General features: G+C 64.7%; 26 protein-coding genes. 11 read left to right on the plus strand and 15 right to left on the minus strand.

Features of this window, described 5'->3' with window-relative positions; all coding sequences use genetic code 11:
• Together P7F60_RS09640 and P7F60_RS09645 are read left to right on the plus strand one after the other, a co-directional pair.
• Window positions 1-1647 carry an ABC transporter ATP-binding protein gene (locus P7F60_RS09640; protein ID WP_277917518.1) on the plus strand — a complete coding sequence of 549 codons (1647 nt, stop codon included), beginning with the start codon at window positions 1-3 and terminating at the stop codon, window positions 1645-1647.
• A gap of 398 nt (window positions 1648-2045) precedes the next feature.
• Complete coding sequence (locus P7F60_RS09645; protein ID WP_277917519.1) at window positions 2046-2423, plus strand: hypothetical protein; 378 nt, start codon at window positions 2046-2048, stop codon at window positions 2421-2423.
• A gap of 18 nt (window positions 2424-2441) precedes the next feature.
• Here the strand turns inward: P7F60_RS09645 and P7F60_RS09650 are convergent, their stop codons facing one another.
• The 4 genes from P7F60_RS09650 to P7F60_RS09665 form a co-directional block, all read right to left on the minus strand.
• On the minus strand, window positions 2442-3545 hold the full coding sequence (locus P7F60_RS09650) for a PLP-dependent cysteine synthase family protein (RefSeq protein WP_277917520.1): 1104 nt from the start codon (window positions 3543-3545) through the stop codon (window positions 2442-2444).
• A gap of 26 nt (window positions 3546-3571) precedes the next feature.
• Window positions 3572-3982 (minus strand): hypothetical protein, encoded by a 411-nt coding sequence (locus P7F60_RS09655; RefSeq protein ID WP_277917521.1) that lies wholly within the window; start codon window positions 3980-3982, stop codon window positions 3572-3574.
• A complete protein-coding gene (locus tag P7F60_RS09660; RefSeq protein WP_277917522.1) occupies window positions 3979-4233 on the minus strand; it encodes a hypothetical protein in 255 nt (84 codons plus the stop codon). The genes P7F60_RS09655 and P7F60_RS09660 overlap by 4 nt, the downstream gene beginning before the upstream one ends.
• A gap of 200 nt (window positions 4234-4433) precedes the next feature.
• A complete protein-coding gene (locus P7F60_RS09665) occupies window positions 4434-5273 on the minus strand; it encodes a bifunctional allantoicase/(S)-ureidoglycine aminohydrolase (protein WP_277917523.1) in 840 nt (279 codons plus the stop codon).
• A gap of 428 nt (window positions 5274-5701) precedes the next feature.
• Here P7F60_RS09665 and P7F60_RS09670 point away from each other — a divergent pair, with 428 nt between their 5' ends.
• Window positions 5702-7225 (plus strand): VOC family protein, encoded by a 1524-nt coding sequence (locus tag P7F60_RS09670; protein ID WP_277917524.1) that lies wholly within the window; start codon window positions 5702-5704, stop codon window positions 7223-7225.
• Between the two features lie 112 nt (window positions 7226-7337).
• On the opposite strand, the gene P7F60_RS09675 is transcribed toward P7F60_RS09670, so the two are convergent.
• Window positions 7338-9131: a diguanylate cyclase gene (locus P7F60_RS09675; protein ID WP_277917525.1), complete on the minus strand. Its 1794-nt coding sequence runs from the start codon at window positions 9129-9131 to the stop codon at window positions 7338-7340.
• A 180-nt stretch (window positions 9132-9311) separates the two neighbouring features.
• On the opposite strand from P7F60_RS09675, the gene P7F60_RS09680 reads away from it, so the two are divergent.
• On the plus strand, window positions 9312-9839 hold the full coding sequence (locus tag P7F60_RS09680) for a GNAT family N-acetyltransferase (RefSeq protein WP_277917526.1): 528 nt from the start codon (window positions 9312-9314) through the stop codon (window positions 9837-9839).
• Here P7F60_RS09680 and P7F60_RS09685 read toward each other — a convergent pair.
• The 4 genes from P7F60_RS09685 to pcaF form a co-directional block, all read right to left on the minus strand.
• A complete protein-coding gene (locus P7F60_RS09685) occupies window positions 9836-10219 on the minus strand; it encodes a hypothetical protein (RefSeq protein ID WP_277917527.1) in 384 nt (127 codons plus the stop codon). The two genes, P7F60_RS09680 and P7F60_RS09685, sit on opposite strands and share 4 nt — an antisense overlap.
• On the minus strand, window positions 10191-10334 hold the full coding sequence (locus P7F60_RS09690) for a hypothetical protein (protein WP_277917528.1): 144 nt from the start codon (window positions 10332-10334) through the stop codon (window positions 10191-10193). The genes P7F60_RS09685 and P7F60_RS09690 overlap by 29 nt, the downstream gene beginning before the upstream one ends.
• Entirely contained in the window at window positions 10321-10602 is a 282-nt protein-coding gene (locus tag P7F60_RS09695; protein WP_277917529.1) for a nucleotidyltransferase domain-containing protein, read from the minus strand. Before P7F60_RS09695 ends, P7F60_RS09690 begins: the two co-directional genes overlap by 14 nt.
• 144 nt (window positions 10603-10746) lie before the next feature.
• Window positions 10747-11949: a 3-oxoadipyl-CoA thiolase gene (gene pcaF / locus P7F60_RS09700; RefSeq protein WP_277917530.1), complete on the minus strand. Its 1203-nt coding sequence runs from the start codon at window positions 11947-11949 to the stop codon at window positions 10747-10749.
• A gap of 432 nt (window positions 11950-12381) precedes the next feature.
• Here pcaF and P7F60_RS09705 point away from each other — a divergent pair, with 432 nt between their 5' ends.
• The gene (locus tag P7F60_RS09705) at window positions 12382-13674 is read left to right on the plus strand and encodes an NCS2 family permease (protein ID WP_277917531.1); all 1293 of its coding nucleotides are present in this window, start codon (window positions 12382-12384) and stop codon (window positions 13672-13674) included.
• A gap of 273 nt (window positions 13675-13947) precedes the next feature.
• On the opposite strand, the gene P7F60_RS09710 is transcribed toward P7F60_RS09705, so the two are convergent.
• Both P7F60_RS09710 and puuE read right to left on the minus strand, forming a co-directional pair.
• Window positions 13948-14433, minus strand: coding sequence for an ureidoglycolate lyase (locus P7F60_RS09710; RefSeq protein WP_277917532.1), 486 nt, complete (start codon window positions 14431-14433; stop codon window positions 13948-13950).
• A 113-nt stretch (window positions 14434-14546) separates the two neighbouring features.
• Complete coding sequence (gene puuE, locus P7F60_RS09715; protein ID WP_277917533.1) at window positions 14547-15965, minus strand: allantoinase PuuE; 1419 nt, start codon at window positions 15963-15965, stop codon at window positions 14547-14549.
• Window positions 15966-16130: 165 nt separating this feature from the next.
• Between puuE and uraH the strand changes: the two genes are divergently transcribed.
• From uraH to xdhC, 4 genes are read left to right on the plus strand one after another with little or no spacing between them, the layout of a single operon-like run.
• On the plus strand, window positions 16131-16496 hold the full coding sequence (gene uraH, locus P7F60_RS09720) for a hydroxyisourate hydrolase (RefSeq protein WP_277917534.1): 366 nt from the start codon (window positions 16131-16133) through the stop codon (window positions 16494-16496).
• 3 nt (window positions 16497-16499) lie between these two features.
• The gene (xdhA, locus tag P7F60_RS09725) at window positions 16500-17984 is read left to right on the plus strand and encodes a xanthine dehydrogenase small subunit (RefSeq protein ID WP_277917535.1); all 1485 of its coding nucleotides are present in this window, start codon (window positions 16500-16502) and stop codon (window positions 17982-17984) included.
• Window positions 17985-17987: 3 nt separating this feature from the next.
• A complete protein-coding gene (gene xdhB, locus P7F60_RS09730; protein WP_277917536.1) occupies window positions 17988-20342 on the plus strand; it encodes a xanthine dehydrogenase molybdopterin binding subunit in 2355 nt (784 codons plus the stop codon).
• Window positions 20343-20348: 6 nt separating this feature from the next.
• Window positions 20349-21194, plus strand: coding sequence for a xanthine dehydrogenase accessory protein XdhC (gene xdhC / locus P7F60_RS09735; RefSeq protein ID WP_277917537.1), 846 nt, complete (start codon window positions 20349-20351; stop codon window positions 21192-21194).
• 6 nt (window positions 21195-21200) lie between these two features.
• On the opposite strand, the gene P7F60_RS09740 is transcribed toward xdhC, so the two are convergent.
• From P7F60_RS09740 to P7F60_RS09750, 3 genes are read right to left on the minus strand one after another with little or no spacing between them, the layout of a single operon-like run.
• Window positions 21201-21632 carry a type II toxin-antitoxin system VapC family toxin gene (locus P7F60_RS09740; RefSeq protein ID WP_277917538.1) on the minus strand — a complete coding sequence of 144 codons (432 nt, stop codon included), beginning with the start codon at window positions 21630-21632 and terminating at the stop codon, window positions 21201-21203.
• Window positions 21629-21883 carry a type II toxin-antitoxin system Phd/YefM family antitoxin gene (locus tag P7F60_RS09745; RefSeq protein ID WP_277917539.1) on the minus strand — a complete coding sequence of 85 codons (255 nt, stop codon included), beginning with the start codon at window positions 21881-21883 and terminating at the stop codon, window positions 21629-21631. Before P7F60_RS09745 ends, P7F60_RS09740 begins: the two co-directional genes overlap by 4 nt.
• Before the next feature lie 56 nt (window positions 21884-21939).
• Window positions 21940-22896: a LysR family transcriptional regulator gene (locus P7F60_RS09750; protein WP_277917540.1), complete on the minus strand. Its 957-nt coding sequence runs from the start codon at window positions 22894-22896 to the stop codon at window positions 21940-21942.
• A gap of 139 nt (window positions 22897-23035) precedes the next feature.
• Between P7F60_RS09750 and P7F60_RS09755 the strand changes: the two genes are divergently transcribed.
• Window positions 23036-24277, plus strand: coding sequence for a urate hydroxylase PuuD (locus P7F60_RS09755; RefSeq protein WP_277917541.1), 1242 nt, complete (start codon window positions 23036-23038; stop codon window positions 24275-24277).
• Window positions 24274-25617, plus strand: a complete 1344-nt coding sequence (guaD, locus tag P7F60_RS09760; protein WP_277917542.1) for a guanine deaminase — start codon at window positions 24274-24276, stop codon at window positions 25615-25617. The genes P7F60_RS09755 and guaD overlap by 4 nt, the downstream gene beginning before the upstream one ends.
• Here the strand turns inward: guaD and P7F60_RS09765 are convergent, their stop codons facing one another.
• Window positions 25618-25911 carry a hypothetical protein gene (locus P7F60_RS09765; RefSeq protein WP_277917543.1) on the minus strand — a complete coding sequence of 98 codons (294 nt, stop codon included), beginning with the start codon at window positions 25909-25911 and terminating at the stop codon, window positions 25618-25620.
• Window positions 25912-25962 lie beyond the last annotated feature (51 nt).

The raw sequence follows: 25962 nt of genomic DNA on the forward strand, positions 1-25962 counted from the left end.
ATGACGAACACGCAAACCCTGCTCAATGTCGAAAACCTGCGCATCGAGGCGGCCTCTCAGGCCGGCGGCAAGACGGTGCTGGTCGATAATGTCAGCTTCTCGCTGCGGCGCGGCGAGGTGCTCGGCCTGATCGGCGAATCCGGGGCCGGCAAATCCACCATCGGCCTGTCGAGCATGAATTATACGCGCGGCGGCTGCGCCATCACCGGCGGCCGCATCGTCTTCGACGGCGAGAATATCCTCGAACTCTCCGAAGCCGGAAACCGGGCGCTGCGCGGCGTGCGCATCGCCTATATCGCCCAAAGTGCGGCCGCCTCCTTCAATCCGGCGCTGACCATCGGAAAACAGGTCTGCGAGGTGGCGGTGCGCCATCATCTGCTCGGCAGGGCGGACGCTTCCGCCAAGGCGGTGGAGTTGTTCAAGGCGCTCGAACTGCCGGACCCGGAGCATTTCGGCGAGCGCTATCCGCATCAGGTCTCCGGCGGCCAGTTGCAGCGCGCCATGGCGGCGATGGCGATGATCGCCGAGCCCGACCTGCTGGTCTTCGACGAGCCGACCACGGCGCTCGACGTCACCACCCAGGTAGAAGTGCTCTCGCTGTTTCGCAAGCTGATCCGCGAACGCGGCACGGCCGCACTTTACATCACCCACGATCTCGCCGTCGTCGCCCAGATCGCCGACCGCATCCTCGTGCTGCGCCACGGCAAGATGGTGGAGATGGGGGCGGCGCAGGATATCCTGACCGCGCCGAAGGAAGACTATACCCGCCGTCTCGTCGCCGAACGCGAGGCGGCGACCGCCGATGCCTTCGTTTCCGAAGGGGAGGGGGGCCGCGAGGCGGTGCTGACGCTCGACGCCGTCACCGCCAGCTATGCCGCGCTGCCGCGCGTGGTCGATACGGTCAGCCTGTCGATGGCGCGCGGCGATACGCTGGCGATCGTCGGCGAATCCGGCTCGGGAAAAAGCACGCTCGCCCGCGTCATCGTCGGCCTGCTGCCGCGCGAAAGCGGCAGGCTGGTGTTTCAGGGCAGGGAGTTGTCGCCGGGTTTACGGGAACGCTCGCGCGAGGAATTGCGCCGCATCCAGATGATCTACCAGATGCCGGATATGGCGCTGAATCCAAAACATACGCTGCTGGAAATCATCGGCCGTCCCGTCGAGTTCTATCTCGGTAAGTCCAAGGCCGAGGTGCGGGCCCGCGTGCTCGAACTGCTGCGCCAGATCGAGTTGCCGGAGCATTTCATCGACCGGCGGCCGACGGAGCTTTCCGGCGGCCAGAAGCAGCGCGTCTGCATCGCAAGAGCACTGGCGGCCGAACCGGACCTGATCATCTGCGACGAGGTGACCTCGGCGCTCGATCCGCTGGTGGCGGAGGAAATCTTGGCTCTTTTGCGCCGGCTGCAGGAGCGGCTGGGGCTGGCCTACCTGTTCATCACCCATGACCTCTCCACCGTGCGCCGCGTCGCCAACACGGTGGCGGTGATGCGCAAGGGCAAGGTGGTGGCCTATGGCAAGACGGCGGAGGTGTTTTCGCCGCCCTATCACCCCTATACGGAATTGCTGCTCGATTCCGTGCCGGAAATGCGTCCCGACTGGCTCGACGACGTGCTGGCGGCGCGAAAAGGCCGGGTGGAGGCGACGCGCTGATTTCTTCCGCTCTCGCACGTTTGCATCTGCTGGCGCGGCGCCGCGCCGCGAAAATTGTGCCGCAATCCTGCAACACACGCCGCGCGTCGCAGCGGTTTTCGCCGAAAATGGATTGTGCGACGCATTTCGCTTCGCTATGCAGGGCTTGAACCTGGGCAAATCGGCTTGGCCCATTCCGAGACAGGAATGCTGGCGGCGCGCTGATGGCCTGCAAGCGCCTTCCCGTGTCGTGTAGCGCTTCCTTAATCTGTTCGTGCGAGTCTGGTGTTCTGTTCCGCGAGGCCGAGGGGCTTGCGGCTGCGTACCGCAGATTCCGATCGTCATGGCGTCCTCGCATGTCCGGTCCGGCGTGCGCGGGGGCTTTGGCGATTGTCAAGGCAACCATCGAAGGGGCTTTCATGTCTTCCAAATTCGCAAGATCCGGCGCCGCCGGATCGTGGGGGTATCGCCGCGTTCTTGCCGCCGCCGGCGTGCTCGCCGTCTCGGCGCTGCTAACCTCCTGTTCGCTCGACAACATGCTGTCCGAGCGCCCGGCCGCGACCGCCATGGCCAGGCCGCAGGTCCACAAGCCGATCCATAAGGTCGCCGCCGCCAAGCAGCCGCGCGTCGCCGCACCGAAGATCGCGGCCGCCAGGCCGGAGCCGAAGGCCCGCACCTTCGAGGTGAAGATGGCCAATGTCACCGAAGTCGCCGCCTATGGCCGCGGCCCGTATATCTGCTCGCCGAGCGGTTTCGGGCAGAAGTCGCACTGCGTCGCCCGCAGCCTGTTCAACTGAAGTCGATAACGGTCTGCCTCAGTCCTGGCGGGCCGATTGCAGCGGCGTTTCCAGAATGCCGGTGGCGAAAAACGCTTCGATATCGGCCTCCGACTGCGCGCAGTCGAGGCCGCAATCGGCAAGCCAGCCTTGCGCATAATAGGTGCGCGAATAGCGCTCGCCGGAATCGCAGATCAGCGATACCAGCGAACCCTGCTCGCCGTTGCGGATCATCTCGGCCGCCTTCCAGCACAAAGCGAACATGTTCGAGCCGGTGGAGCCGCCGACGCGGCGTCCCAGGTGATGCGACAGCGCCCGCATGGCGCCAAGCGCCGCCTTGTCCGGCACGCGCACCATTTCGTCGATCACTTCCGGGATGAAGGACGGCTCGACGCGCGGCCTGCCGATGCCTTCGATGCGCGACGGCTTTTCGCAGGTCGCGGCGCGGTCGTTGCCGGCATAACCGTCGAAAAAGGCGGAGAATTCGGGATCGACGCCGAGCAGGCGCGTCGCCAGCCGCTTGTAGCGGATATAGCGGCCGATGGTCGCGGTCGTGCCGCCGGTGCCGGCGCTCATCACGATCCAGCGCGGCACGGGATGCTGCTCGCGTGCCAGCTGGTCGAAGATCGATTCGGCGATATTGTTGTTGCCGCGCCAGTCGGTGGCGCGTTCGGCATGGGTGAACTGGTCGATGTAATGGCCGCCCAGCGACTCGGCCAGCCGCGCCGCCTCCTCGTAGAGCGAGACGCCCGGCGCGACGAAATGGCAGCGGCCGCCATAATGCTCGATGGTCGCGATCTTTTCGGCGGACGTGCTTTTCGGCATCACCGCATAGAAGGGCACGCCGATCATCCGCGCGAAATAGGCTTCCGACACGGCCGTCGAGCCCGACGACGCCTCGACCACCGCAACGCCCTCGCGGATTTTTCGATTGACCAGCGCATAGAGGAACAGCGAGCGCGCCAGCCGGTGCTTCAGGCTGCCGGTCGGATGGGTGGATTCGTCCTTGAGATAGAGATCGACGCCGCGAAACCCGGTTTCGAGCTTGAGCAGATGCGTATCCGCCGACCGCCGCTGGTCCGCCTCGATCAGCGCCACCGCCTGATCCGCCCACCCCCGCCCGGAAATCTGGTCTTGCGTCATTGTTCCTGTCTTTCCTGAATGGCTATCTACCGGTTGGTTTGGCGAAGCAGATGCGACCTTACTTCGTCGGCGAGGCGTTTGCGAAGCGCGTCGAAGAACTCCTTGGGGATCATGCCGTAGTCAACCCTGCCGGGATCGTTCGGCAAGGGACGCAGGTGATCTCCCGGCCATTGAAACCGGTTGACCTCCAGCTTGACGTAGTTCACGCCGTCGTCAAGGGCGATCTCGGCGGGGATTTCCATGGAAAGCGCCTCTTCGCCCGGCTCGGGATAGGAATGGGTGATCGGGACGACGGTGACCAGCCCGGTTTGCCGGGAGGCGATGACGATGGCGCAGGGCCTGTCCTTGCTGCCTTCGGAAAAACCCTTCAGCCTGTCGTCACACCAGAGGTAATTGTAGCGGATCACCAGACCCGGAACCGGATCGGGAAGCTTCACTTGCCGACGACGCCATATTCAGCGCCTTCGAGTTCGGCCAGCATCTCCGCGTCGAAATCGACGGCGCGGAAAACCTCGCGCTCCCTCTGCTTGAGGCGCTGGTAATGCTCCAACTCCTTGGCGCCGAGATACCCGCCGATCACCCGGCCGTGGGAGGTGACCTCGATGACATCGGTGGAAAAAGCCTCTTCGCGATAGCGCGCGAAGCCACGGGCAAACTCGGTTGCCGACACTTTTAGAACCTGCACCATGCCGATCTCCTTTATTCTGTGTAAAATACACAAAATGCGTATTTTGGCAAGGTCGGCGGCGTGCCGGGCAGGTGACGTCACTCCCGCCAACTGGCAAGGCTGTTGCTTCTGGAACAAGGGCGTCGCCCCAAGGTCCCTTCCCCCCGAGGGGAGAAGGGGTCCTCGGCAACGTCGTGCCTGGAATGCGATTGCGCCGCCGCTTACCGCGCCCCGCCGCCGAGGCGCAGCGGCATGTGGCGGTTGACGTCCTTGTAGAGCAGGTAGCGGAAGGGTTCCGGGCCGCCGGCGTAGCAGGCTTGCGGGCAGAAGGCGCGCAGCCACATGAAATCGCCGGCCTCGACTTCCACCCAATCCTGGTTGAGGCGATAGACCGCCTTGCCCTGCAGCACGTAGAGACCGTGCTCCATCACATGCGTTTCGGCAAAGGGAATGACGGCGCCGGGCAGGAGGGTGACGATGGTCACATGCATGTCGTGGCGCAGGTCGCCCGGATCGACGAAACGGGTCGTCGCCCAGCGGCCCTCAGTGCCGGGCATGGCGGCGGGTTCGATATCCTTCTCGTTCAGCACCAGCGGCTCGGGATGGTCGAGGCCGTCGACGGCCTGGTAGGCCTTGCGGATCCAGTGGAAGCGGACATCGGCCTGCGACGTGTTGCGCACCGACCAGCTGGCGCCCGGCGGGATGAAGGCATAGCCGCCCGGCGTCAGGGTGTGGGTCTTGCCGGCGAGCGTCAGTTGCAGCTCGCCGTCGACGATGAACAGCACGCCTTCTGCGCCCGCATCCGGCTCCGGCCTGTCGCTGCCGCCGCCGGCGGCGACTTCCATGATATATTGCGAAAAGGTCTCGGCGAAACCGGAGAGCGGCCGGGCGATCACCCAGCAGCGCGTCTTGTCCCAGAAGGGCAGGAAGCTGGTGACGATATCCTTCATCACGCCCTGCGGAATGAAGGCATAGGCCTCGGTGAAGACGGCGCGTCCCGTCAGCAGGTCGGACTGGGGCGGATGGCCCCCGACGGCGGAGAAATAGCTCTTCTTGGACATGATCAACCCTCTCAGTCTCGCCGCGCCCGCAAAACGTCCGCGCGGGTGGGGACGGAAAAGGCCGGCTGCCTTGTCCATAGCCTGTTTGGCGGCGTCTGTCGCCGGGCCGGCTGCGATTTTCGCATGGCTGGCCGGTCATTGCCGGCGGCGCGCGGGGCATCGGACGCCGTTTCGCGCCAGACCGCCCCGCTGGCGTTACGGTCGCCATTGGGTTTGATAAAGCCTTGTTATACCTCGGTTATCTTCACGCGGGTCGGATTTCGCGTTCACCCAAGAACGGTAAGCCGGTGAAAGGGAGGCGGCGATTGTCGTTTTGGGCTGGAGGATTTTCAGGAAAAGTGTGAAACAGTTTCCCGTCCGAACCCATGTAAAGGCGAGGGAGCGGCAATGCTTCCGGCGCGAACGGCATCACGACGGGAGAAAAGCCATTGGCCAGCGCCGCGACCGGCATCCACCACGTCACTCTCATCACCGCCCGCGTGCAGGCGAACGTGGATTTCTATCTCGGCTTTCTCGGCCTCGATCTGGTCAAGCGCACCGGTGGCTATGAGGATGGCGAGCAGCTTCACCTGTTCTATGGCAATGCCGAGGGCGCCCCCGGCACGCTGATCACCTTCCTCGTCTGGGAAGACGGCGCGGCCGGGCGGGTGGGCAACGGCCAGGTTTCGGAAATCGCCCTTGCCGTGCCGCGTGGCTCGATCGGCGGCTGGCTGACGCGGGCGCTGTCGCGGGGACTTGCCGTCGAGGGACCGTTGCGCGAATTCGACGAGCCGGTGCTGCGGCTGAAGGATCCCGATGGCGTCATCGTCAAGCTGGTCGGCGTCGAGGCACCCGGAGAGGAGCCGACCATCCTGCGCCTGCGCGGCGTGACGATCCTGACCGAGACGCCGGAGGAGACGGCGGCCTTCGTCGCCCGCTTCGGCTATCGGCCGGGGCCGGTCTCCGGCTCGGTGCGGCGGCTGCTGTCGCAGACCGATGCCGTCGATGTGCGCGATGCGACCGGTTATGTGCCGGGCATTCCGGGCACCGGCACGGCCGATCACGTCGCCTTCCGCGCCGCCGATGTCGCGGCGGTGCGTGAGGCCGAGCGCGGTTTCGCACGGCTGAACTCCTCGCCCACCAATGTCCACGACCGCAAATATTTCACCTCGCTTTATGTGCGCGAGCCCGGCGGCACGCTGATCGAATATGCCACCGACGGCCCCGGCTTCGCCATCGACGAGGCCCCCGGCCAACTCGGCAAGATCCTGTTCGTGCCCGATCACGATGCCGCCCGCGGCGAGGATCTGAAGCTGCTGATGCCGCAATTCTCCCTGCCCGGGGAGCCGCGCATGCCGCGCCGCGACCTGCCCTTCGTGCATCGTTTCCATGTGCCGGAAATCCCCGGAGACGAGACGCTGGTGCTGCTGCATGGCACCGGCGGCAACGAGGCCGACCTGATGCCGCTCGCCCACCGCATCGCGCCATCGGCGACGCTGCTGGGCCTGCGCGGCCGCGCCCATGAGGAGGGCGTCGCCCGCTGGTTCCGTCGCTTTGGCCCTGATCGTTTCGACGAACCCGATATCCGCGCCGAGGCGGACGCCTTCGAAGCCTTTATCGAGGGTGCGCGGACCGGCTACGGCCTCGATCCGGCGCACACCACCTATCTCGGCCTCTCGAACGGCGCGAACTTTTTGGGGGCCGCGATGGCGCTGCATCCGGGTCTCATCCGCCGCGCCATCCTGCTGCGCGCCATGCCGGTGCTTTCGGAACTGCCGGAGGTCGATCTCGGCGGCACGGCGGTCTTGTCCATCGCCGGCACGCAGGATGCCTTCGTGGCGGAGGCGGAGCGGCTGGAAGCCTGGCTTTCCGCCTGCGGCGCAGAGGTCACCGCGAAACGCATCGAGGCCGGGCATGGGCTGGCCGCCGAAGACGCGGTGCTGGCGCGGGACTGGCTGGCGGGCCTGGCGTAGAGTCTTTTCCGTAGCGGAAACTCAGGCCATCCTTTGGGTCTAAGGGCGAAAACTCCCGTGATTGCGGGGATCGTCGCGTCTTCACCGAGAGACCATGACTGACAATCCGTCCTTACCCCGCCGCCGCGCCGGGGCGAAACCCGCGCAGCGACGAAACGGCGACGGCGCGGTTGCGGCCGGCGGTTTTCGCGGCGAGCAGGGCGGTGTCGGCGCGGGCGAGCAGCGTCGCCACCGGCCCCTCCTGGGGGGCTGCGGCGACGCCGACGGAGACGGTGACCGTGCCGAGGAAACGGCCGTGATCGGACAGCGGGGCGGCGGCGATCTGGGCGCAGAGGGTTTCGCCGAGGCGCAGGGCCTCGGCCTCGCCAACACCGTCCAGCAGGATGGTGAATTCCTCGCCGCCGAAGCGGAAGACTTCGCCGGCCTCCGGCAGCGCCGAATGCAGGATATCGGCGACATGGCGGATGACGGCGTCGCCGGCGTCATGGCCGAATTCGTCGTTGAAGCGCTTGAAATGGTCGATGTCGAGCATCAGGCAGGCATGCGGGGCCGGTGCCTTGGCGATGCGGTTGATCGCCTCGTCCAATGAGCGGCGGTTGAGAAGGCCGCTCAAGGGGTCGCGGATCGCCATGCCGGTCAGCCGCTCGCGCAATTGCAGGTTGGCGATGGCGAGCCCGAGATTTTCGGCGATCAGCTCCAGATAGAGCCGCGCCTCTTCCAGCCGGTCGAGCTCGGCCGCTTCCAGATGCAGCAGGCCGACGGTTTCGCCGAGGGCCGTCAGCGGCACGCACAGCGCCGGGCGCTGCGTCTCTTCCAGATGCGGGCAGGCGACGTCGTGGTCGTTGCTGTCGCTGAGATGCGGCCGGCCGCGGCGCAAGGCCCAGCATTGTTCGGCCGGGAAGGCCGCGGGTGTGGTTTCCGGTCCGTTCCAGCTGCTGCGCGGCACCAGAGACCGGTGCCCCTCGTCATGGGTATAGAGGCTGCCGGCCATGCCCGGAAAGGTCTGGGGCATGAACAGGGCGACGACATCGGCGATCTCGTCCTGCGTCTGGCAGGCCTGCAGGCGATGCATCATCTGCAGGATGAAATCCTTGATGCGCTGGTCGCGGCGCAGCTCCGCCGCCAGCCTTTCGCGCTCCAGCCCGTTGGCGCGGAAGACGGCGATGGCCGCCGTCATCTCGCCGATCTCGTCGCGACGCGCCACCTGCGGCACCTCGACGTCGAAATCCTGCTTCGCCAGCCGGTTGATGATTCCGGTCATGGCGACGATCGGGGTGGCGATGCGCCGCTTCAGCACGAAATAGAGTACGCCGAGGAAGACCAGCGCCGTCAGCGCCAGCATGGATTTGGCGATGATGTCGAAGAGATCGCTGCGCGCCTTTGCGCGCGACAGCGCCTCACCGCTGCGCGCCGTCATCATCTGCTGCACCTCGTCGACGCTGCCGAGCAGGTCTTTATGGGCCGCCTCATGCGCGGGGCCGAACACGGCCTGGCGCGCCGCCTCCTGTCGTCCGTCGCGATAATCGGCGATCGCCGTGCGCTCGATCCTATCCAGCGCCTCGGCCTCGCTGACGATGCGGGTGAGGACGGCGATCTCGTCTTCGGTGGCGCCGAGCGTCCTGGCGCGCTGTGCCGCCGCCTCGAAGCCGCGCTCGTCCTTCTCGTCGACGTAGAACGCCGCCAGCTCATCCTCTGCGCCGCGCATGAAATAGAGGCGGATGTCGTCGGTGCGCTTTTCCGCGCCGATATCGAGTTCGTCGACCAGTTCGCCGAGCGCCAGATGCTGCTCGACGGCGCGGCGCTCCAGAAGCGCCGAATGCGCCGAGAGAATGAAGGACAGGCCGGCCAGCATGGTCAGTAGCACGGTGGCGACATAGGCCAGATTGGTGATCGTCCCGATCCGCATTCTGCAAAAATCTCCCCGGAAAGGCATGGGCGTTCCGATGGAACCGAACCGGCTTATAGCACGGATTGATTAATGGGAGACGACCGGAATTTGCCGGGATCGGGAGCGGCCGCTTGTGCGTGCATAAGCCGTGCTGTACCACCTTCGTGCCGAAATGCAGCGCTGGAGGACTGGTCGCTTATGGCCGTTTTGTTGACGAAACATCTGAGGCTCAGCCCCTGCTGCCCGGCCGACCGCGCCGATTTCATCGCGCTGGAGCAGGATCCGGACGTCATGCGCTTCCTCAATGGCGGCCACCCGGTCGACCGCGCCAAGGCCGGCCCCGACGCCAGTTTTCTCATGCCCGAGGGAAACGAACCGCATGTCTGGACGGCGCGGCGGACGGACAACGGCGCCTTCGTCGGATGGTTCTGCCTGTGGCCGGAAAGCGAAACGCTTGCCGAACTCGGCTATCGCCTGGCGCGCGGGGAATGGGGGCGGGGGCTGGCCTCGGAAGGCGCGGCGGCGCTGGTCGGCTGGGGCTTCGAATGCGCCGGCTATGACAGGATCGTGGCGACCACCATGGCGGTGAACCTCGGCTCGCGCCGGGTGATGGAAAAGATCGGCATGACATACGCCCGCACCGAGCATGGCGAATGGGCCGATCCGATTCCGGGCTGCGAGCAGGGCGAGGTCTGGTATGAGGTGACGCGCCCGATCCGATCCTAGCCTGCGGGCTTGCCGTTTCCGCCGTCGTGATCGTCCCCGCCTTTCATCGTCTTTTCCAGCGCGGTCACCGCAGCGAGGAAGACGGGAAAGGTTTTGCGGAGAAGCGCAAGATTTTCGACGACTTTCTCCGGCTTGAGGTCGAAACCGTAGCGGTGCCGCACGAGGTGGCGGAACCCCTTGATTTCCGTCAGAGCCTCGTAGAGATCGAGATCGAGCAGGGCCGGCCGCGTTCCGGCAATCTCCGCCGCCATCTGGTCCAGCACGTCCTGATGGGCGGAGGGGCCGGTCGGCACGGCGTCGTCGATGTCCCGCGCGAGGCTGAGAAGCATGTCCTCGATGCCGTTGTAGACGCTATGGATGCCGGCGGAGACAGTCGCCATCCGCCAGCGCTTTCGCCTGTTTCTCGTAAAACTGCTGCATCTGCGCCAGCTCGCGCTCGGCGCGGAGGATCTTTGGCGTCAGCCGTGAGAAGGTCGGCAGGCTAAACGATGTCATTCAGGAGCTCCCGAAGGCGGTCTTCGGTCAGGTCGGCCTCGAAGATGAGATCGTAGGGAATATCCGAGCCGCGCATGCCGTCGGCCACAAGCCTCTCGACGAGAAGGCGGCGCTTCGGATCCAGCGGGCCACGGACGAGAAGGTCGACATCCGAATGCGCGCGAAAATCGCCGCGCGCCAGCGAGCCGACGAGGCTTATGTCGATTCCCTTGGCGGCGGCATCACGCAGAATGTGAAACACGGCTGCGGACGCATTTTCGCGCCGCATGTCGCGTCTCCTCGCCATCAATGCCGCCATCCTGCTCATGCGCAACTCCCGTTTCGGGAGGCAGTATCGCATGGGGCGCGGCCGGCGAAAAGCCGGCGGCATGGCCGTCGCGCGCCAATCGGCGCGCAACGCATTACCCTGCAATCAAACCCGTTCCAGCGCCAGTGCAATGCCCTGACCCACGCCGATGCACATGGTCGAGAGCGAGCGGCGGCCGGCGGTTTCGGCCAGTTGCAGGGCGGCGGTGCCGGTGATGCGGGCGCCGGACATGCCGAGCGGGTGGCCGAGCGCGATGGCGCCGCCGTTGATGTTGACGCGGGGGTCGTCGTCGGCGATGCCGAGCAGGCGCAGCGTCGCCAACCCTTGCGAGGCGAAGGCTTCGTTGAGCTCGATGACGTCGAAATCGGCCGGGGTCAGGTTCAGGCGGGCCATCAGCCTTTGCGAGGCCGGCGCCGGGCCGATGCCCATGATGCGCGGGGCAACGCCCGCCGTGGCGCCGCCGAGAATGCGGGCGATGGGGGTGAGGCCATGCTTCTTCGCCGCTGCTTCCGAGGCGATGATCAGGCCGGCGGCGCCGTCATTGACGCCGGAGGCGTTGCCGGCGGTCACCGTGCCCCCCTTGCGGAAGGGCGTGCCGAGCTTGGCCAAGGCCTCCACGGTGGTGGCGCGCGGATGCTCGTCGCGCTCGACGACAATGGCGTCGCCCTTGCGCTGCGGGATGGTCACGGGGGTGATTTCCTTCGCCAGCCGGCCGTTGGCTTGCGCGGCTGCCGCCTTCGCCTGCGAGCGCACGGCGAACAGATCCTGGTCCTCGCGGCTGACATGATAGTCCTCGGCAACGTTTTCGCCGGTTTCCGGCATGGAATCGATGCCGTATTGCGCCTTCATCAGCGGATTGACGAAACGCCAGCCGATGGTGGTGTCGTGGATTTCGGCGGCGCGGGAAAAGGCGGTCTCGGCCTTGGGCATGACGAAGGGGGCGCGGCTCATGCTCTCGACGCCGCCAGCGATCATCAGCTCGGCCTCGCCCGCCTTGATGGCGCGGGCGGCGACGATCACGGCATCCATGCCGGAGCCGCAGAGCCGGTTGATCGTCGTGCCGGAGACGGCAATCGGCAGGCCGGCGAGCAGCACGGCCATGCGCGCCACGTTGCGATTGTCCTCGCCCGCCTGGTTGGCGCAGCCGAGGATGGCGTCGTCGACCGCTTCCCAGTCGACATTCGGATTGCGCGCCATCAGCGCCTTCAGCGGCACAGCCGCGAGATCGTCCGCGCGCACCGAAGACAGCGCGCCGCCGAAGCGGCCGATCGGCGTGCGGATATAGTCGCAGATAAAGGCTTCCGTCATCATCGTCTCCTCACAGGCGCCCAGCGCGGCCGGGTGATGCTTTATGTTTAAAGCATTTCGGCAAAAGCGCGAAGCGGTTTGCGCGCCCTCATGCGGAAAATATCCATGCCGCTTGCGAGACAGGAGATAATTTGCAGCGATGCCGGTCGCAATCAATTTGTGCGATATCGCTACTTTGTTCGATTATCGCACGATAGAGATGGGCAGCTCGGCCGGCGAATCGTGAAAGAGTTTCGCTCAAATCCACGGCAATCGTGCTCTGGCGCGCGAGGACGGGAATGCGCAGTATGACGAAACTGTGATTGCGTCGCGGCCTTCGGGTCCGGCGCCGGCAGGGGCGGAAACATCCGCGAACGGACCGATCGCTGGAGGAGCGGCGGGCCGGTCATTCGTGCGGGCGGCCTCATGAAACGGCCGACCAGGGGAGGAATTATGTTTGAACGGCTTTTCAGGCTGAGTGAGCACGGCACGTCCGTGCGTACCGAAGTGGTGGCGGGTCTGACGACCTTTCTCACCATGTCCTATATCATCTTCGTCAATCCGGACATCCTGTCGACGACAGGCATGGACCGGGATGCGGTCTTCGTCGCCACCTGTCTGGCGGCGGCGCTGGGCTCGCTGATCATGGGCCTTGTGGCCAATTGGCCGATCGGCATGGCGCCGGGCATGGGGCTGAACGCCTTCTTCGCCTTCACCGTCGTCGCGGCGCTCGGCTTCACCTGGCAGCAGGCGCTGGGCGCGGTGTTCATCTCCGGCATGATCTTCGTTTTGCTGACGGTGACGGGCGTCAGAAGCTGGCTGATCGCCGGCATTCCTCATTCGCTGCGCAGCGCGATTGCCGCCGGCATCGGCCTGTTCCTCGGCATCATCGCGCTGAAGAATGCCGGCATCGTCGTCGACAATCCGGCGACGCTGGTCGGCCTCGGCGACCTCAAGGCCACCGGCACGCTGCTCGCCATCCTCGGTTTCCTGGTCATCGCGGTGATGGATTCGCTGCGCATCCGCGGGGCGATCCTGATCGGCATCCTCGTCGTCACCGTTCTCTCGTGGATCTTCGGCGTCAGCGAGTTTCGCGGCGTCGTCTCGGCCCCGCCGTCGATCATGCCGACCTTCCTGCAACTCGATATCGTCGGCGCGCTGCATGGCGGCCTGCTGCATGTCATCCTCGTCTTCGTGCTCGTCGAGGTCTTCGACGCCACCGGCACGCTGATCGGCGTCGCCAAGCGCGCCAACCTGATCCGCGAGGGCGAAAAGAGCCGCCTGGGCCGGGCCTTGCTCGCCGATAGCGCGGCGATCGTCGCCGGCTCGCTGATGGGCACCAGCAGCACCACCGCCTATGTCGAAAGCGCCTCCGGCGTGCAGGCGGGCGGGCGCACCGGGCTCACCGCGTTTACCGTCGCCATCCTGTTCCTGGCCGCCCTGTTCATCTCGCCGCTGGCCGGCTCCGTGCCGACCTATGCGACCGCGCCGGCGCTGCTCTACGTCGCCGGCCTGATGATGCGCGAACTGACGGAAATCGACTGGGACGACCTGACGGATGCGGCGCCGGCCGCGCTCACCGCGCTCGCCATGCCCTTCACCTATTCGATCGCCAACGGCCTCGCCTTCGGTTTCGTCAGCTATGTCGTGCTCAAGCTGTTCACCGGCAAATGGCGCCAGATTCACCCGGCGACCCTGATCGTCGCCATCCTGTTCGTCATCCGCTTCGCGTTCTTCGCGGAGTAAGGGTTTCGGATCGAGAATGGGAAAGGGCCGCGTGACGAGCGCGGCCCTCAGGCTGCTGACAAAAAGCCGAAAACCTCTCTTTCGTCATGCTCGGCCTTGTGCCGAGCATCTAAGCACGTCGGATATGTTCTTTATCGTCAATGGCTTGGTAGGCGCAGGCAGATCCTCGGGACGAGGCCGAGGATGACGTCGGGGTTGTGGAGAGGGCTTGCCAAAAGCATAAGGGCCGCGTCGATGACGCGGCCCTTGTTCGGTTTCTTTCCTCCAGAATCCTCACCGGATCAGAAACGATTCCGCGTAAAAATGCTCTTCGAGGTTCACGCCCTCGCCGCCGCGGTCGATGACGGCGAAGTCGGAGGTGGTGTCGAGGGGGGTGAGGATTCCATGCCAGACGTTGCGGGCGATGTTGACGCCCTGGCCGGGGGCGGTGCGAAAGGCGATGGGGTCGGCAGGGCCGTTTTCGGTCTCCTCGGCGACGACGACGAGGAAGGCGCTGTCGCCGAGCGGAATGAAGGCCTGGCTGCCGAGCGGATGGCGCTCGACCATCTTCAGCTCCAGCGGCAGGGCATAGGGCTCGCCGCGCAGCAGGCTGATCATCGGCCTGGCTTTGTCGCCTGTCGTCTCGATACGGGCGAGGTCGTGGTAGCGGGTGCATTTGCCGGCATTGATCGGAAAATTCTGCGCGCCGTCCTGCTCGATCACCTGACCGAAAGGCGCGAATGCTGCGCGGGTCAGCGGCCTGATCTCGATGGTCTTCATGTCTTCCTCCCTTGAAAAAAAATGCCGGACGATCCGGCTTTTGACGGATGCTCGATGCGTTGGCCGATGCGATGGGGAGGGGAGGCCCCCAGGCACCGGCCGGATCTATGGTCTCAGTTCGGCAGCAGCGCTTTCAACCGCAGCAACGCGATGCGCTCGACCTGCTTGCAGGCGGTTGCGAATTCGGTGTCACGGTCGTTGGCGATGCGGGTCTCGAAGGCGGCGAGGATGCTGGCCTTGGTATTGTCGCGCACGGCGATGATGAACGGGAAGCCGAATTTCTTCACATAGCTTTCGTTGAGTTCGGTGAAGCGGCGCCGTTCGTCGTCGGTCAGCGCATCGAGGCCGGCGGAGGCCTGTTCCTCGGTGGAGCTTGCCGTCAGGCGTTTCGCCGCCGCCAGCTTGCCGGCGAGATCGGGGTGGGCGACGAGCACGCCGAGGCGCTGTTCGTCGCTGGCGGCGCGGAACTGGAAGGTGAGCGCCGCCGCAAGGCCGATGGCCGTATCATGCGCGGGCGAAAGCTCGCCGGCAAAGGCGCGCCGCGCGATCCAGTCGGAATGCTCGAAGATACCGCCGAAACGCTCGACGAAGGTCTCTTCCGACATTTGCGACGGGCGCTCGGCCAAGGGCTGCGGCGGATGGGTCTTCGCCCAATGCTCGGCGATATCGACGCGGCGGGGGATCCACACCTTGTCGTGGCTCTGGATGTAATCGATGAAGCGGGCCAGCGCCATGACGCGGCCGGGGCGGCCGATCAACCGGCAATGCAGGCCGATCGACATCATCTTCGGGCTGCCGGCTTCGCCTTCGGCATAAAGCGCGTCGAAGGAATCCTTGAGGTAGCTGAAGAACTGGTCGCCGCTGTTGAAGCCTTGCGGCGTGGCGAAACGCATGTCGTTGGCGTCGAGCGTATAGGGGATGATCAGCTGCTGCCTGCCCTTGTGCTCATACCAGTAGGGCAGGTCATCGGCATAGGTGTCGGAGATGTAGTCGAAGCCGCCGGCTTCCGTCACCAGATCGACGGTGTTGACCGAACAGCGGCCGGTATACCAGCCGCGCGGGCGTTCGCCGGTCACCAGCGTGTGCAGGCGGATCGCTTCGGCAATCGCGGCGCGTTCCTCTTCGGCCGGCATGTCCTTGTGCTCGACCCATTTCAGGCCGTGCGAGGCGATTTCCCAGCCGGCCTCGATCATCGCCGCCACTTGCGCGGGCGAACGCTGCAGGGCGGTGGCGACGCCGTAGACGGTGACCGGCACGTCCTTTTCCGTCAGCAGCCGGTGCAGGCGCCAGAAGCCGGCGCGGGCGCCGTATTCATAGATGGATTCCATGTTCCAGTGGCGCTGGCCCGGCCATTGCGCGGCACCGACGATTTCGGAGAGGAAGGCTTCCGAAGCCGCGTCGCCATGCAGCACGCAGTTTTCGCCGCCCTCCTCGTAGTTCAGCACGAATTGCACGGCGACGCGCGCCTCGCCCGGCCAGGCGGCCTTCGGCGGCGTTTGTCCATAGCCGTGCATGTCGCGGCAATATCGCATGGGAATGCTCCTCCAGACCTGATCGATGGCAAATTTCTAACCCATAAATCGCGCGCGCCATTCCCCTTGGAAAATTTGAAAGTCTCCCACGATACCTGCGGCTTTTCAGTGGTAAGGGGGTGGCGGATAGTGGATGCAGGAGCGCTACGTTCGGGAGGAAAACGCATGCATTCTCAATCGCAAACGGGCGGTCGGCTGACGACTCATGTGCTCGATACCGCGCTCGGCAAGCCGGCCGGGGGGCTGCGCGTCGATCTCTACCGGGTCGAGGGCGATGCCCTGCTTCTGGTCAAGTCGGTCGAGACCAATGACGACGGCCGCTGCGATGCGCCGCTGCTGTCCGGTGAGACGATGAAATCCGGCACCTATGAGCTGCGTTTCCATGCCGGCGATTATCTCGGCCGCACTGGCGAGGGGCCGATGTTCCTCGATGTCATCCCGATCCGTTTCGGCCTTGCCGACGAGGGCGCGCATTACCATGTGCCGCTGCTCGTCTCGCCCTACAGCTATTCCACCTATCGCGGGAGCTAAGCCATGGCAGACGCCGCCGTCCGCTCGCATCTTCGTTTCATCCTCAACGGCCGCGACGTCACACTGACCGATGTCGCGCCCGACCAGACGCTGCTCGACTGGCTGCGCCTGGCACGCGCGCTGAAGGGCACCAAGGAAGGCTGCGCCGAGGGTGATTGCGGCGCCTGCACCGTGCTTGTCGGACGCCTGACGCCCGATGGCGGCCTCGTCTATGAGGGCGTCAATGCCTGTATCCGGTTCCTCGGCTCGCTGGATGGCTGTCATGTGGTGACGGTCGAGCATCTGGCGGCGAAGGACGGGCATCTGCATCCCGTGCAGCAGGCGATGGTGGATTTTCATGGCTCGCAATGCGGATTCTGCACGCCGGGCTTCGTCATGTCGCTCTATGCGCTCTGGATGCAGACGCCGAACCCGGACGACCGGCAGATCGAGACGGCCTTGCAGGGCAATCTCTGTCGTTGCACCGGCTATGAACCGATCCTGCGCGCAGCGCGGGCCATTTCCAGCTATGGCGGTACGGAGAAGGATCCGCTGCTTTCCGAGCGCGAGACGATGATCGCCCGTCTCAAGGCATTGAAGGATGGCGCCCGTGTCGAGATCGGCGCAGGCAAACACCGCCTCGTGGTGCCGGCCGGGCTCGACGATTTCGCCGATCTGCTGGAGGCTTCGCCGGCCGCGACCCTTGTCGCCGGCTCCACCGATGTCGGGTTGTGGGTCACCAAGCATATGCGCGATATCTCGCCCGTGATCTTCATCGCCGGGCTGGACGAGTTGAAATCCATTTCGGTGAAAGACGGCGCTGTCAGCATCGGCGCCGGCGTGACCTATTCCGAGGCCATCGACACGCTGGGCCAGCATATCCCGGCGCTCGGCCCGCTGATCGCCCGCATCGGCGGCCAGCAGGTGCGCAACATGGGCACCATCGGCGGCAACATCGCCAACGGCTCGCCCATCGGCGACACGCCGCCGGCCCTGATTGCTCTTGGCGCGACGCTGACCTTGCGCAAGGGTAAGGCACGGCGCACCATCCCCCTGCAGGATTTCTTCATCGCCTATGGCAAGCAGGATCGCCAGCCCGGAGAATTCGTCGAGGCCGTGCATATCCCGATCCCGGAAAGCCACGAACACTTCGCCGTCTACAAGGTGACCAAGCGCCGCGACGAGGACATTACCGCGACGCTCGGCGCTTTCCGCATGACGCTGGCCGAAGACGGTACGGTCGCCTCGATCTGCATCGCCTATGGCGGCATGGCGGCGACGCCGAAGCGGGCCTTGGCGGTAGAGGCCGCTCTTCTCGGCCAGCCCTGGACGGAAGCGACGGTGGAAGCGGCGATGGAAAAATACGCGGACGATTTCTCGCCGCTGACCGACATGCGCGCCACCGCCGATTACCGGGCGCTGGTCGCCAAAAACCTTCTCCTGCGTTTCTATCTGGAAACGACGTCGAACGCGGCACCGGCGCAGGTGTCCAGATACGAGGCTGCGTGAGCCATGAACAAGCATATGACCGATCTCACGGCGGAAACCATCACCGGCGGCGTCCATTCCAGCCCGCGCCATGACTCGGCGCACAAGCATGTGGCCGGCACTGCCGTCTATATCGACGACATCACCGAGCCCGCCGGCACGCTGCATGCCGGTCTCGGCCTTTCCACCGTCGCCCACGGCATTTTGAAATCCGTCGATCTCGACGCCGTGCGCGCCGCCCCCGGCGTCGTCGACGTGCTGACCCATGCGGATATCCCCGGCGTCAACGACATCTCGCCGTCCGGCATGAACGACGATCCGGTGCTGGCCGAAGGCAAGGTGCAATTTCACGGCCAGCCGATTTTTTGCGTGATTGCCGAGACCCGCGAACAGGCCCGCCGCGCGGCAAAGCTGGCCAAGATCGAATACGAAGAACTGCCGGCCGATATCGACATCTGGGATCTCGACGTCAAGACACATCGCCAGGTCTTCACGCCGCTGACGCTGAAGCGCGGCGATGCGGCCGGCGCGCTCGAAACCGCGCCACGTCGCGTCAAGGGTCGCATGCGGCTCGGCGGCCAGGACCATTTTTATCTCGAAGGACAGGTGTCGCTCGCCGTGCCCGGCGAGGATGACGAGGTGCTCGTCCATTGCTCGACGCAAGGGCCGAGCGAAACGCAGCACATGATCGCCCATGCGCTCGGCGTGCCCAGCCATGCGGTAACAGTGGAAGTGCGCCGCATGGGCGGCGGTTTCGGCGGCAAGGAAACACAGGCGAACCAATGCGCGGCCCTTGCCGCCATCGCCGCCAAGAAGCTGAACCGCGCCGTCAAGGTGCGGCTCGACCGCGACGAGGACATGGTGGCGACCGGCAAGCGGCATGATTTCGCCATCGATTACGATGTCGGCTTCGACGACGAGGGCCGCATTCTGGCGGTGGATTACACGTTTGCCCTTCGTGCCGGCTTTTCCGCCGATCTCTCCGGCCCGGTCGGCGACCGCGCCCTGTTTCATTGCGACAACGCCTATTTCTTCCCGCATGTGCATGCGAAGTCGGCGCCGCTCTATACCAACACGGTTTCCAACACCGCCTTCCGCGGTTTTGGCGGGCCGCAAGGCATGGTCGGGGCCGAGCGTGTCATCGACGAAGTGGCGTTTGCCGTGGGCAAGGATCCGCTCGATATCCGCAAGCTGAATTTTTATGACGCCATGGGCGTCGAGGGCGAGCGTAACGTCACGCCCTATCACCAGAAGGTCGAGGATTGCATCATCCAGCGCATCGTCGCCGAGCTTGAGACCAGCGCCGATTATGCCGGCCGCCGCAAGGCGATTGCCGAATTCAACGCGAAAAGCCGCGTCGTCAAGCGCGGGCTGGCGCTGACGCCGGTGAAATTCGGGATTTCCTTCACCAAGACCGAATCCAACCAGGCCGGCGCGCTGGTGCATGTCTATACCGACGGTTCCGTCCACATGAACCATGGCGGCACGGAAATGGGCCAGGGCCTGCACCTGAAGGTGGCGCAGGTGGTGGCCGAGGAATTCCAGATCGATCTGGAGCGGGTGAAAATCACCGCGACGACGACGGCCAAGGTGCCGAACACCTCGCCGACCGCCGCCTCCTCCGGCGCCGATCTCAACGGCATGGCGGCGCAGGATGCCGCCCGCCAGATCAAGGACCGCCTGATCGCCTTCGCCGCCGAGACGTATCAGGTGCCGCGCGAAGCCGTGGTCTTCCTGCCGAACCGGGTGCGCATTGGCGAGACGGAGATCCCGTTCAACGATCTGGTGAAGAAGGCTTATATCGCACGCGTCCAGCTTTCGGCCGCCGGTTTCTACAAGACGCCGAAAATCCATTGGGACCGCTCCAAGGGGCGTGGCCATGCCTTCTATTATTATGCCTATGGCGCGGCCTGCTCGGAGGTCTCCGTCGATACGCTGACCGGCGAATATGTGGTCGAGCGCACCGATATCCTCCACGATACCGGCCGTTCGCTGAACAAGATCATCGATATCGGCCAGATCGAGGGCGGCTTCATCCAGGGCATGGGCTGGCTAACGACGGAGGAGCTGTGGTGGGACGGCAAGGGGCGCTTACGCACCCATGCGCCCTCCACCTACAAGATCCCGCTTGCCTCGGACCGCCCGAAAATTTTCAATGTGGCGCTGACCGATTGGTCGGAGGCCTATGAGCCGACGATCCACCGTTCCAAGGCGGTGGGCGAGCCGCCGCTGCCGCTCGGCCTTGCCGTGCTGCATGCGCTGTCGGATGCGGTGGCGAGTGTCGCCGATCACACGGTCTGCCCGCGCCTCGACGCGCCGGCGACGCCGGAGCGGGTGCTGATGGCCATCGAACGGCTGAAGAAGGACAGGAAAGGATAGGCAGCCATGTCTGCGGTTCGTGAAGACATCCGGGATTTCCTGCGCCGCGAGCCGGCGGCAATCCTGGTCGAGGTGACGGGTGCGGCGGGATCGACGCCGCGCGATACCGATGCCTGGATGCTGGTGTCGGAACGGGCGATTTTCGCGACCATCGGCGGCGGGCAGCTCGAATATATGGCGATCGACCAGGCGCGGCGCGCCATTCGTTCCGGCCTGTCGGCCGAGCCGATGACCGTGCCGCTCGGGCCGGAAATCGGCCAGTGCTGCGGCGGGCGTGTGGGCCTTTCCTTCACCGCCATGCATCCGGCGCTGGCCGACGATCTCATCGCCCGCAGCGACAAGGACATGGCCGAGCGGCCGCATGTCTATGTCTTCGGCGCCGGCCATGTCGGCGATGCCTTGGTCATGGCGCTGTCGCTGGCGCCGCTGCGCGTCGTGCTGGTGGATACGCGCGAGGAGGAACTGACCGCCTGCACCGTGCCGCGCATCGAAACCTGCCTGACCGCCATGCCGGAGGCGGTGGTGCGCGCTGCCCCCGAAGGCAGCAGCTTCGTCATCCTCACCCATGACCACGCGCTGGATTTCCTGATCGCGGCGGAAGCGCTGAAGCGCGCCGATGCGGCCTATGTCGGCATGATCGGCTCGAAGACCAAGCGCGCCACCTTCCGCAACTGGCTGACCCGCGAGATCGGCCGCGCCGACCTCTTCGACCGCCTCGTCTGCCCCATCGGCGCCACGGCGCTGAAGGACAAGCGCCCCCCGGTGATCGCCACGCTCGCCGCCGCCGAAATCATGACCGCGGCGCTGATGTGGCGCGCCCAGACGCAGGAGGCGGTGCGGGGCAGGGGGTGAATAAGTTCAATTTGTCGGGGGCCTATCCCATGGGTTCAGGCACCCGACGCCGAGCGGCCGAAAATCGGCGAGATTGCGGGTGACAAGGACAAGGCCGTGATGAAGTGCCGTCGCCGCAATCATCGCATCGGCGGTGGGGCGCTTGTCCGCCGTTGGCAAGCGGCCTGTCACGACAGCCGTCTGCTCCTCAAATGGCAGGATTCGCCCCTTGAAAGCGGGCAGCACCATTGTTGTAAACCAGCGTGAGAGATCCTCGGCAAAGGCCTGATTACGGCCGCGCTCCCGCTCGATGCCGAATTCGATCTCCATCACCGTGATTGCCGAGATAAAGGCCTTGTCCACATCGAATTCCCGCAGGAAAGACCGGAATTCTGCGGTCTGGCGATCCGGCCGGCGAGACGCCGAAACGACATTCGTATCCAGAAGATAGGCTATCAAAACTCTATATCCCGGTGGCCGACATCGGCGCGCTCGGGCATAAAATCCGCATCGAATTTGGACTCGGTGTCTTCCAGTGCCTCGTAAAGGCTTTTGGGCTTGCGCCAGTTTTCCTGAAAATCCGCGTAGCGGATCAGCACATAGCTCGCCTCGCCATGCTCGGTGATAACGAGTGGACGCTCGTCCGCTTCCTTTTTCGCCTTGCTGGGATTCTGGTTGAAGGCGGCACTGGTCATGTAGGTGAAACGCATCGACGGCCTCCATCTAGTACATTTTGTACGAAATATACTAGCGGTCTCGGCTCCATTCAAGTCGCCTGTGCTTCCGCCTCCGCATCTTCCGCCGCCGTATTCGCCAGCAGCTTGCCGATCAGCCGCTGACAGCGCTCGGACATGAAGTCGATCATCAGCCGCACCTTCGGATCCTGGAAACGCTTGTGCGGATAGATGGCGGCGAGCTGGACGGGGGCGGGCGGGGTGTCCTTGAGAATCTCCACCAGCCGGCCCTCGTCGAGATGGGCTTTGACCTCGAACAGCGGCTTGTTGATGATGCCCCGGCCTTCCAGCGCCCATTGGGTGAGCACGTCGCCGTCGTCGCTGTCATAGGGGCCGCCGATCTCGAATTTGCGCGGGCCTTCCGCCGTCATCAGCGTCCAGTAATATTCCTTGGAACCGGGGTAGCGCAGCAGCAGACAGTCGTATTTCTCCGAAATCAGCGCATCGGGATTGGCCGGGATGCCGCGCCGCGCCAGATAGGCCGGGGCGGCGCAGAGCACACGCTCGCAATTGAGAATCCCGCGCATGCGCAGATTGGAATCTTCGAGCACGCCGAGCTTGAAGGCGACGTCGACGCCCTCGGCGAGGATGTCGACATTGTGGTCGGAGAGGCGCACGCGCACCTCGATATCCGGATATTTGTCGTGGAATTCCGGGATGCCAGAGGCGATCAGCCGCCGGCCGATGCCGAGCGGCGCGGTGATCCTCAACGACCCCTTGGGGTTGCGCGACAGGTCGGCGATGGCGGCTTCGGCCTCGTTCACCGCCTCGATGATCTTGACCGCGCCCTCGTAGAATACCCTGCCGTGCTCGGTCGGCGAAAGCTTTCGCGTCGTGCGGTTGAAAAGCCGCACGCCCAAATGGCGCTCCAGCTCCTTGATGCGGTTGCTGGCGACCGCCGGCGTGACGCGCTGGTCGCGGCCCGCCGCCGAAAGCGTACCGAGTTCGACCACGCGAACGAAGACGCGGACATTATCGAGATAGGACATGGCCCCTTCTACCACATCGGTATGCGGATCACAGGGGGCGCGATCTTAAAGATTTTTTTGAAAGTGTTGGTGATAGCGAGGGATTTCTAAGAAAATCGCGCGATGGCAAGACGGATCTTCGAAGACTGGGAGGTCCCCTATGTATGAATACGCCATTGCCTGGGACTGGCTGACATTCGCCGTCCGCTGGTTGCACGTCATCACGGCGATCGCCTGGATCGGCTCGTCGTTCTATTTCGTCGCGCTCGATCTCGGCCTGAAGAAACATCCCGGCCTGCCGCCCGGCGCCCATGGCGAGGAATGGCAGGTGCATGGCGGTGGCTTCTACCACATCCAGAAATACCTGGTGGCGCCGGCCAACATGCCGGAGCATCTCGTCTGGTTCAAATGGGAAAGCTACGTCACCTGGCTCTCCGGCTTCGGCATGCTGTGCCTCGTCTATTATGCCGGCGCCGACCTGTTCCTGATCGATCCGAACGTGCTCGACGTCACCAAGCCGGTGGCCATCGCCATTTCGCTGGGTTCGCTCGCCTTCGGCTGGATCGTCTACAACCTGATCTGCAAGTCGTCTTTCGGCAATGACAATACCCGGCTGATGGTGGCCCTGTATTTCATCCTCGTCGCCGTCGCCTGGGGCTATACGCAGCTTTTCACCGGCCGCGCCGCCTTCCTGCATCTCGGCGCGTTCACCGCGACGATCATGTCGGCCAACGTTTTCTTCATCATCATGCCGAACCAGCGCATCGTCGTCGCCGACCTGATCGCCGGCCGCACGCCCGATCCGAAATACGGCAAGATCGCCAAGCAGCGCTCGACACACAACAACTACCTGACGCTGCCGGTGCTGTTCCTGATGCTGTCGAACCATTATCCGCTGGCCTTCGGCACGCAGTATAACTGGATCATCGCCTCGCTGGTCTTCCTGATGGGCGTCACCATCCGCCATTACTTCAACACCCGCCATGCCGATGCCGGCAACCCCACCTGGACGTGGCTGGCGACCGTGCTGCTGTTCATCGTCATCATGTGGCTCTCCACCGTGCCGAAAATCCTGAGCGGCGAAACGGCGGAGGCGAAAATCTCGGCGGCGCAACAACCCTTCGTGACGGCGCAGGCCTTTCCCCAGGTGCGCGACACCATTCTCGGGCGCTGTTCCATGTGCCATGCCAGGGAGCCCGGCTGGGAAGGGATCGTCGTTCCGCCCAAGGGCGTGACGCTGGAAACGGACGGCGACATCGCCGCTCATGCCCGCGAAATCTACCTGCAGGCCGGCCGCAGCCACGCCATGCCGCCCGCCAACGTCACCCAGATCTCCGGCGACGAGCGCCGCCTGCTGGTCGCCTGGTATGAAAGCGCCGTCAGCGGAGGCAAGACCGAATGAACACGCTCCTGATCCGCGGCCGTGTGCTGACCTTTCTTGCCGAGCCGCAGGGGATCGATGACGCCGCGTCCTATCGCTATATCGAGGACGGCGCGGTGCTGGTCCGCGACGGCAAGGTGGTGGCGAGCGGCGACTATGCCGATCTCCAGACGAAGGCCGGCGCCGATGCCGAGACTGCCGACCATCGCCCGCATCTGATCCTGCCGGGCTTCATCGACACGCATCTGCATTTTCCGCAGACGCAGGCCATCGCCTCCTACGGCGCCCAGCTTCTCGAATGGCTGAACACCTATATCTTCGTCGAGGAGCAGAAATTCGCCCATGCCGCCCATGCGGCCGCTGTGGCCGAACGCTTCATGGACGAGCTGATTTCCAACGGCACCACCACCGCCGTCGCCTATTGCTCGGTGCATCCGACAAGCGTCGACGCCTATTTTGCGGCGGCCGAAACGCGCGGCATGCGCATGATTGGCGGCAAGGTGATGATGGACCGCAACGCGCCGGATGCGCTCACCGACACGCCGCAGCAGGGTTATGACGAGACCAAGCGGCTCATCGAAAAATGGCATGGCCGGGGCCGCGCCCATTATGCCATCAGCCCGCGTTTCGCCATCACCTCGACGCCGGAGCAGATGGCGATGGCGCAGGCGCTCGTCGCCGAACATCCCGATTGCTACGTGCAGACGCATCTCTCCGAAAACCGCGACGAGATCGCCTTCGCCACCTCGCTTTACCCGGAAGCGAAGAATTACACCGACATCTATGCCCGTTACGGCCTGCTGAACGACCGCATGCTGCTCGGCCATTGCATCCATCTCAGCGACCGCGAGATTTCGGTGCTGGCCGAAACCGGTTCCGTCGGCGTCTTCTGCCCGACCTCGAACCTGTTCCTCGGCTCCGGCCTGTTCGACCGCGACCGTTTCGATGCGGCCGGCGCGCGCTGGTCGGTGGCGACCGATGTCGGGGCCGGCACCAGTTTTTCGATGCTGGAGACCATGGACGAGGCCTACAAGGTGCTGCACCTGCGCGGCCAGAAGCTGACGCCGTTCAACTCCTTCTACCGCATGACGCTCGGCAACGCCCGGGCGCTCAAGCTGGAAGACCGGATCGGCTCGCTGCATGACGGCGCCGATGCCGATATCGTCGTGCTGGATTCCAGCGGCAAATCGGCGATGGAATACCGCATGCGCACCGCGACGACGCTGGCCGAGGAACTCTTCATCCTCCAGACCATGGGCGACGATCGCTGCATCGCCGAAACCTACGTCGCCGGCAAGCCGATGAAGACCAAGGCCGCCAAGCGCCAGGCGGCGGCGAGCCGGTTGCTCGAAACCGTCTGATTACTTGACGGTGCAGATCCCGTTCGCGCCGCCGTGTCCGGTATAGGAGACGGCGGCGGAGCCGTCGGGATTGATGCTCAGCGAAATCGTCACCTTGCTGTTCTTGGCCTCGTAATAATTGTCGTTGACGACACGCAGCTTGGCTTCTTTGCCATTGATATAGATTGGCCCGCCTTCATCGGCATGCACCTCGATCTTGCCGGGGCAGGTGGCGTTGAGCAGCGGAAGCTTTGCGAAAGCCGGGCTTGCGGCGAGAAAGGCGAAGCCTGCGGCGGCGATGGCAAGGCGGATCATCGGCAGTTCCTTTTTCTGAGGTCTGTCGTAGGAACTGCGCCCCGAACGCAC

It is taken from the genome of Rhizobium sp. YJ-22 (assembly GCF_029601685.1).
In the GTDB taxonomy this organism is placed as follows: domain Bacteria; phylum Pseudomonadota; class Alphaproteobacteria; order Rhizobiales; family Rhizobiaceae; genus Metarhizobium.

What these genes read in the sequence shown, in the direction of transcription:
- xdhA (WP_277917535.1), top strand. Translation starts at nt 16,500, where the DNA reads ATGGCAGACGCCGCCGTCCGCTCGCATCTTCGTTTCATCCTCAACGGC.
- P7F60_RS09695 (WP_277917529.1), bottom strand. Translation starts at nt 10,602, where the DNA reads ATGCGGCGCGAAAATGCGTCCGCAGCCGTGTTTCACATTCTGCGTGAT.
- xdhB (WP_277917536.1), top strand. Translation starts at nt 17,988, where the DNA reads ATGAACAAGCATATGACCGATCTCACGGCGGAAACCATCACCGGCGGC.
- puuE (WP_277917533.1), bottom strand. Translation starts at nt 15,965, where the DNA reads ATGCGATATTGCCGCGACATGCACGGCTATGGACAAACGCCGCCGAAG.
- P7F60_RS09705 (WP_277917531.1), top strand. Translation starts at nt 12,382, where the DNA reads ATGTTTGAACGGCTTTTCAGGCTGAGTGAGCACGGCACGTCCGTGCGT.
- P7F60_RS09750 (WP_277917540.1), bottom strand. Translation starts at nt 22,896, where the DNA reads ATGTCCTATCTCGATAATGTCCGCGTCTTCGTTCGCGTGGTCGAACTC.
- guaD (WP_277917542.1), top strand. Translation starts at nt 24,274, where the DNA reads ATGAACACGCTCCTGATCCGCGGCCGTGTGCTGACCTTTCTTGCCGAG.
- P7F60_RS09745 (WP_277917539.1), bottom strand. Translation starts at nt 21,883, where the DNA reads ATGCGTTTCACCTACATGACCAGTGCCGCCTTCAACCAGAATCCCAGC.
- P7F60_RS09690 (WP_277917528.1), bottom strand. Translation starts at nt 10,334, where the DNA reads ATGACATCGTTTAGCCTGCCGACCTTCTCACGGCTGACGCCAAAGATC.
- P7F60_RS09765 (WP_277917543.1), bottom strand. Translation starts at nt 25,911, where the DNA reads ATGATCCGCCTTGCCATCGCCGCCGCAGGCTTCGCCTTTCTCGCCGCA.
- P7F60_RS09710 (WP_277917532.1), bottom strand. Translation starts at nt 14,433, where the DNA reads ATGAAGACCATCGAGATCAGGCCGCTGACCCGCGCAGCATTCGCGCCT.
- pcaF (WP_277917530.1), bottom strand. Translation starts at nt 11,949, where the DNA reads ATGACGGAAGCCTTTATCTGCGACTATATCCGCACGCCGATCGGCCGC.
- P7F60_RS09660 (WP_277917522.1), bottom strand. Translation starts at nt 4,233, where the DNA reads ATGGTGCAGGTTCTAAAAGTGTCGGCAACCGAGTTTGCCCGTGGCTTC.
- P7F60_RS09685 (WP_277917527.1), bottom strand. Translation starts at nt 10,219, where the DNA reads ATGGCGACTGTCTCCGCCGGCATCCATAGCGTCTACAACGGCATCGAG.
- P7F60_RS09665 (WP_277917523.1), bottom strand. Translation starts at nt 5,273, where the DNA reads ATGTCCAAGAAGAGCTATTTCTCCGCCGTCGGGGGCCATCCGCCCCAG.
- P7F60_RS09755 (WP_277917541.1), top strand. Translation starts at nt 23,036, where the DNA reads ATGTATGAATACGCCATTGCCTGGGACTGGCTGACATTCGCCGTCCGC.
- P7F60_RS09680 (WP_277917526.1), top strand. Translation starts at nt 9,312, where the DNA reads ATGGCCGTTTTGTTGACGAAACATCTGAGGCTCAGCCCCTGCTGCCCG.
- P7F60_RS09640 (WP_277917518.1), top strand. Translation starts at nt 1, where the DNA reads ATGACGAACACGCAAACCCTGCTCAATGTCGAAAACCTGCGCATCGAG.
- xdhC (WP_277917537.1), top strand. Translation starts at nt 20,349, where the DNA reads ATGTCTGCGGTTCGTGAAGACATCCGGGATTTCCTGCGCCGCGAGCCG.
- P7F60_RS09645 (WP_277917519.1), top strand. Translation starts at nt 2,046, where the DNA reads ATGTCTTCCAAATTCGCAAGATCCGGCGCCGCCGGATCGTGGGGGTAT.
- P7F60_RS09675 (WP_277917525.1), bottom strand. Translation starts at nt 9,131, where the DNA reads ATGCGGATCGGGACGATCACCAATCTGGCCTATGTCGCCACCGTGCTA.
- uraH (WP_277917534.1), top strand. Translation starts at nt 16,131, where the DNA reads ATGCATTCTCAATCGCAAACGGGCGGTCGGCTGACGACTCATGTGCTC.
- P7F60_RS09650 (WP_277917520.1), bottom strand. Translation starts at nt 3,545, where the DNA reads ATGACGCAAGACCAGATTTCCGGGCGGGGGTGGGCGGATCAGGCGGTG.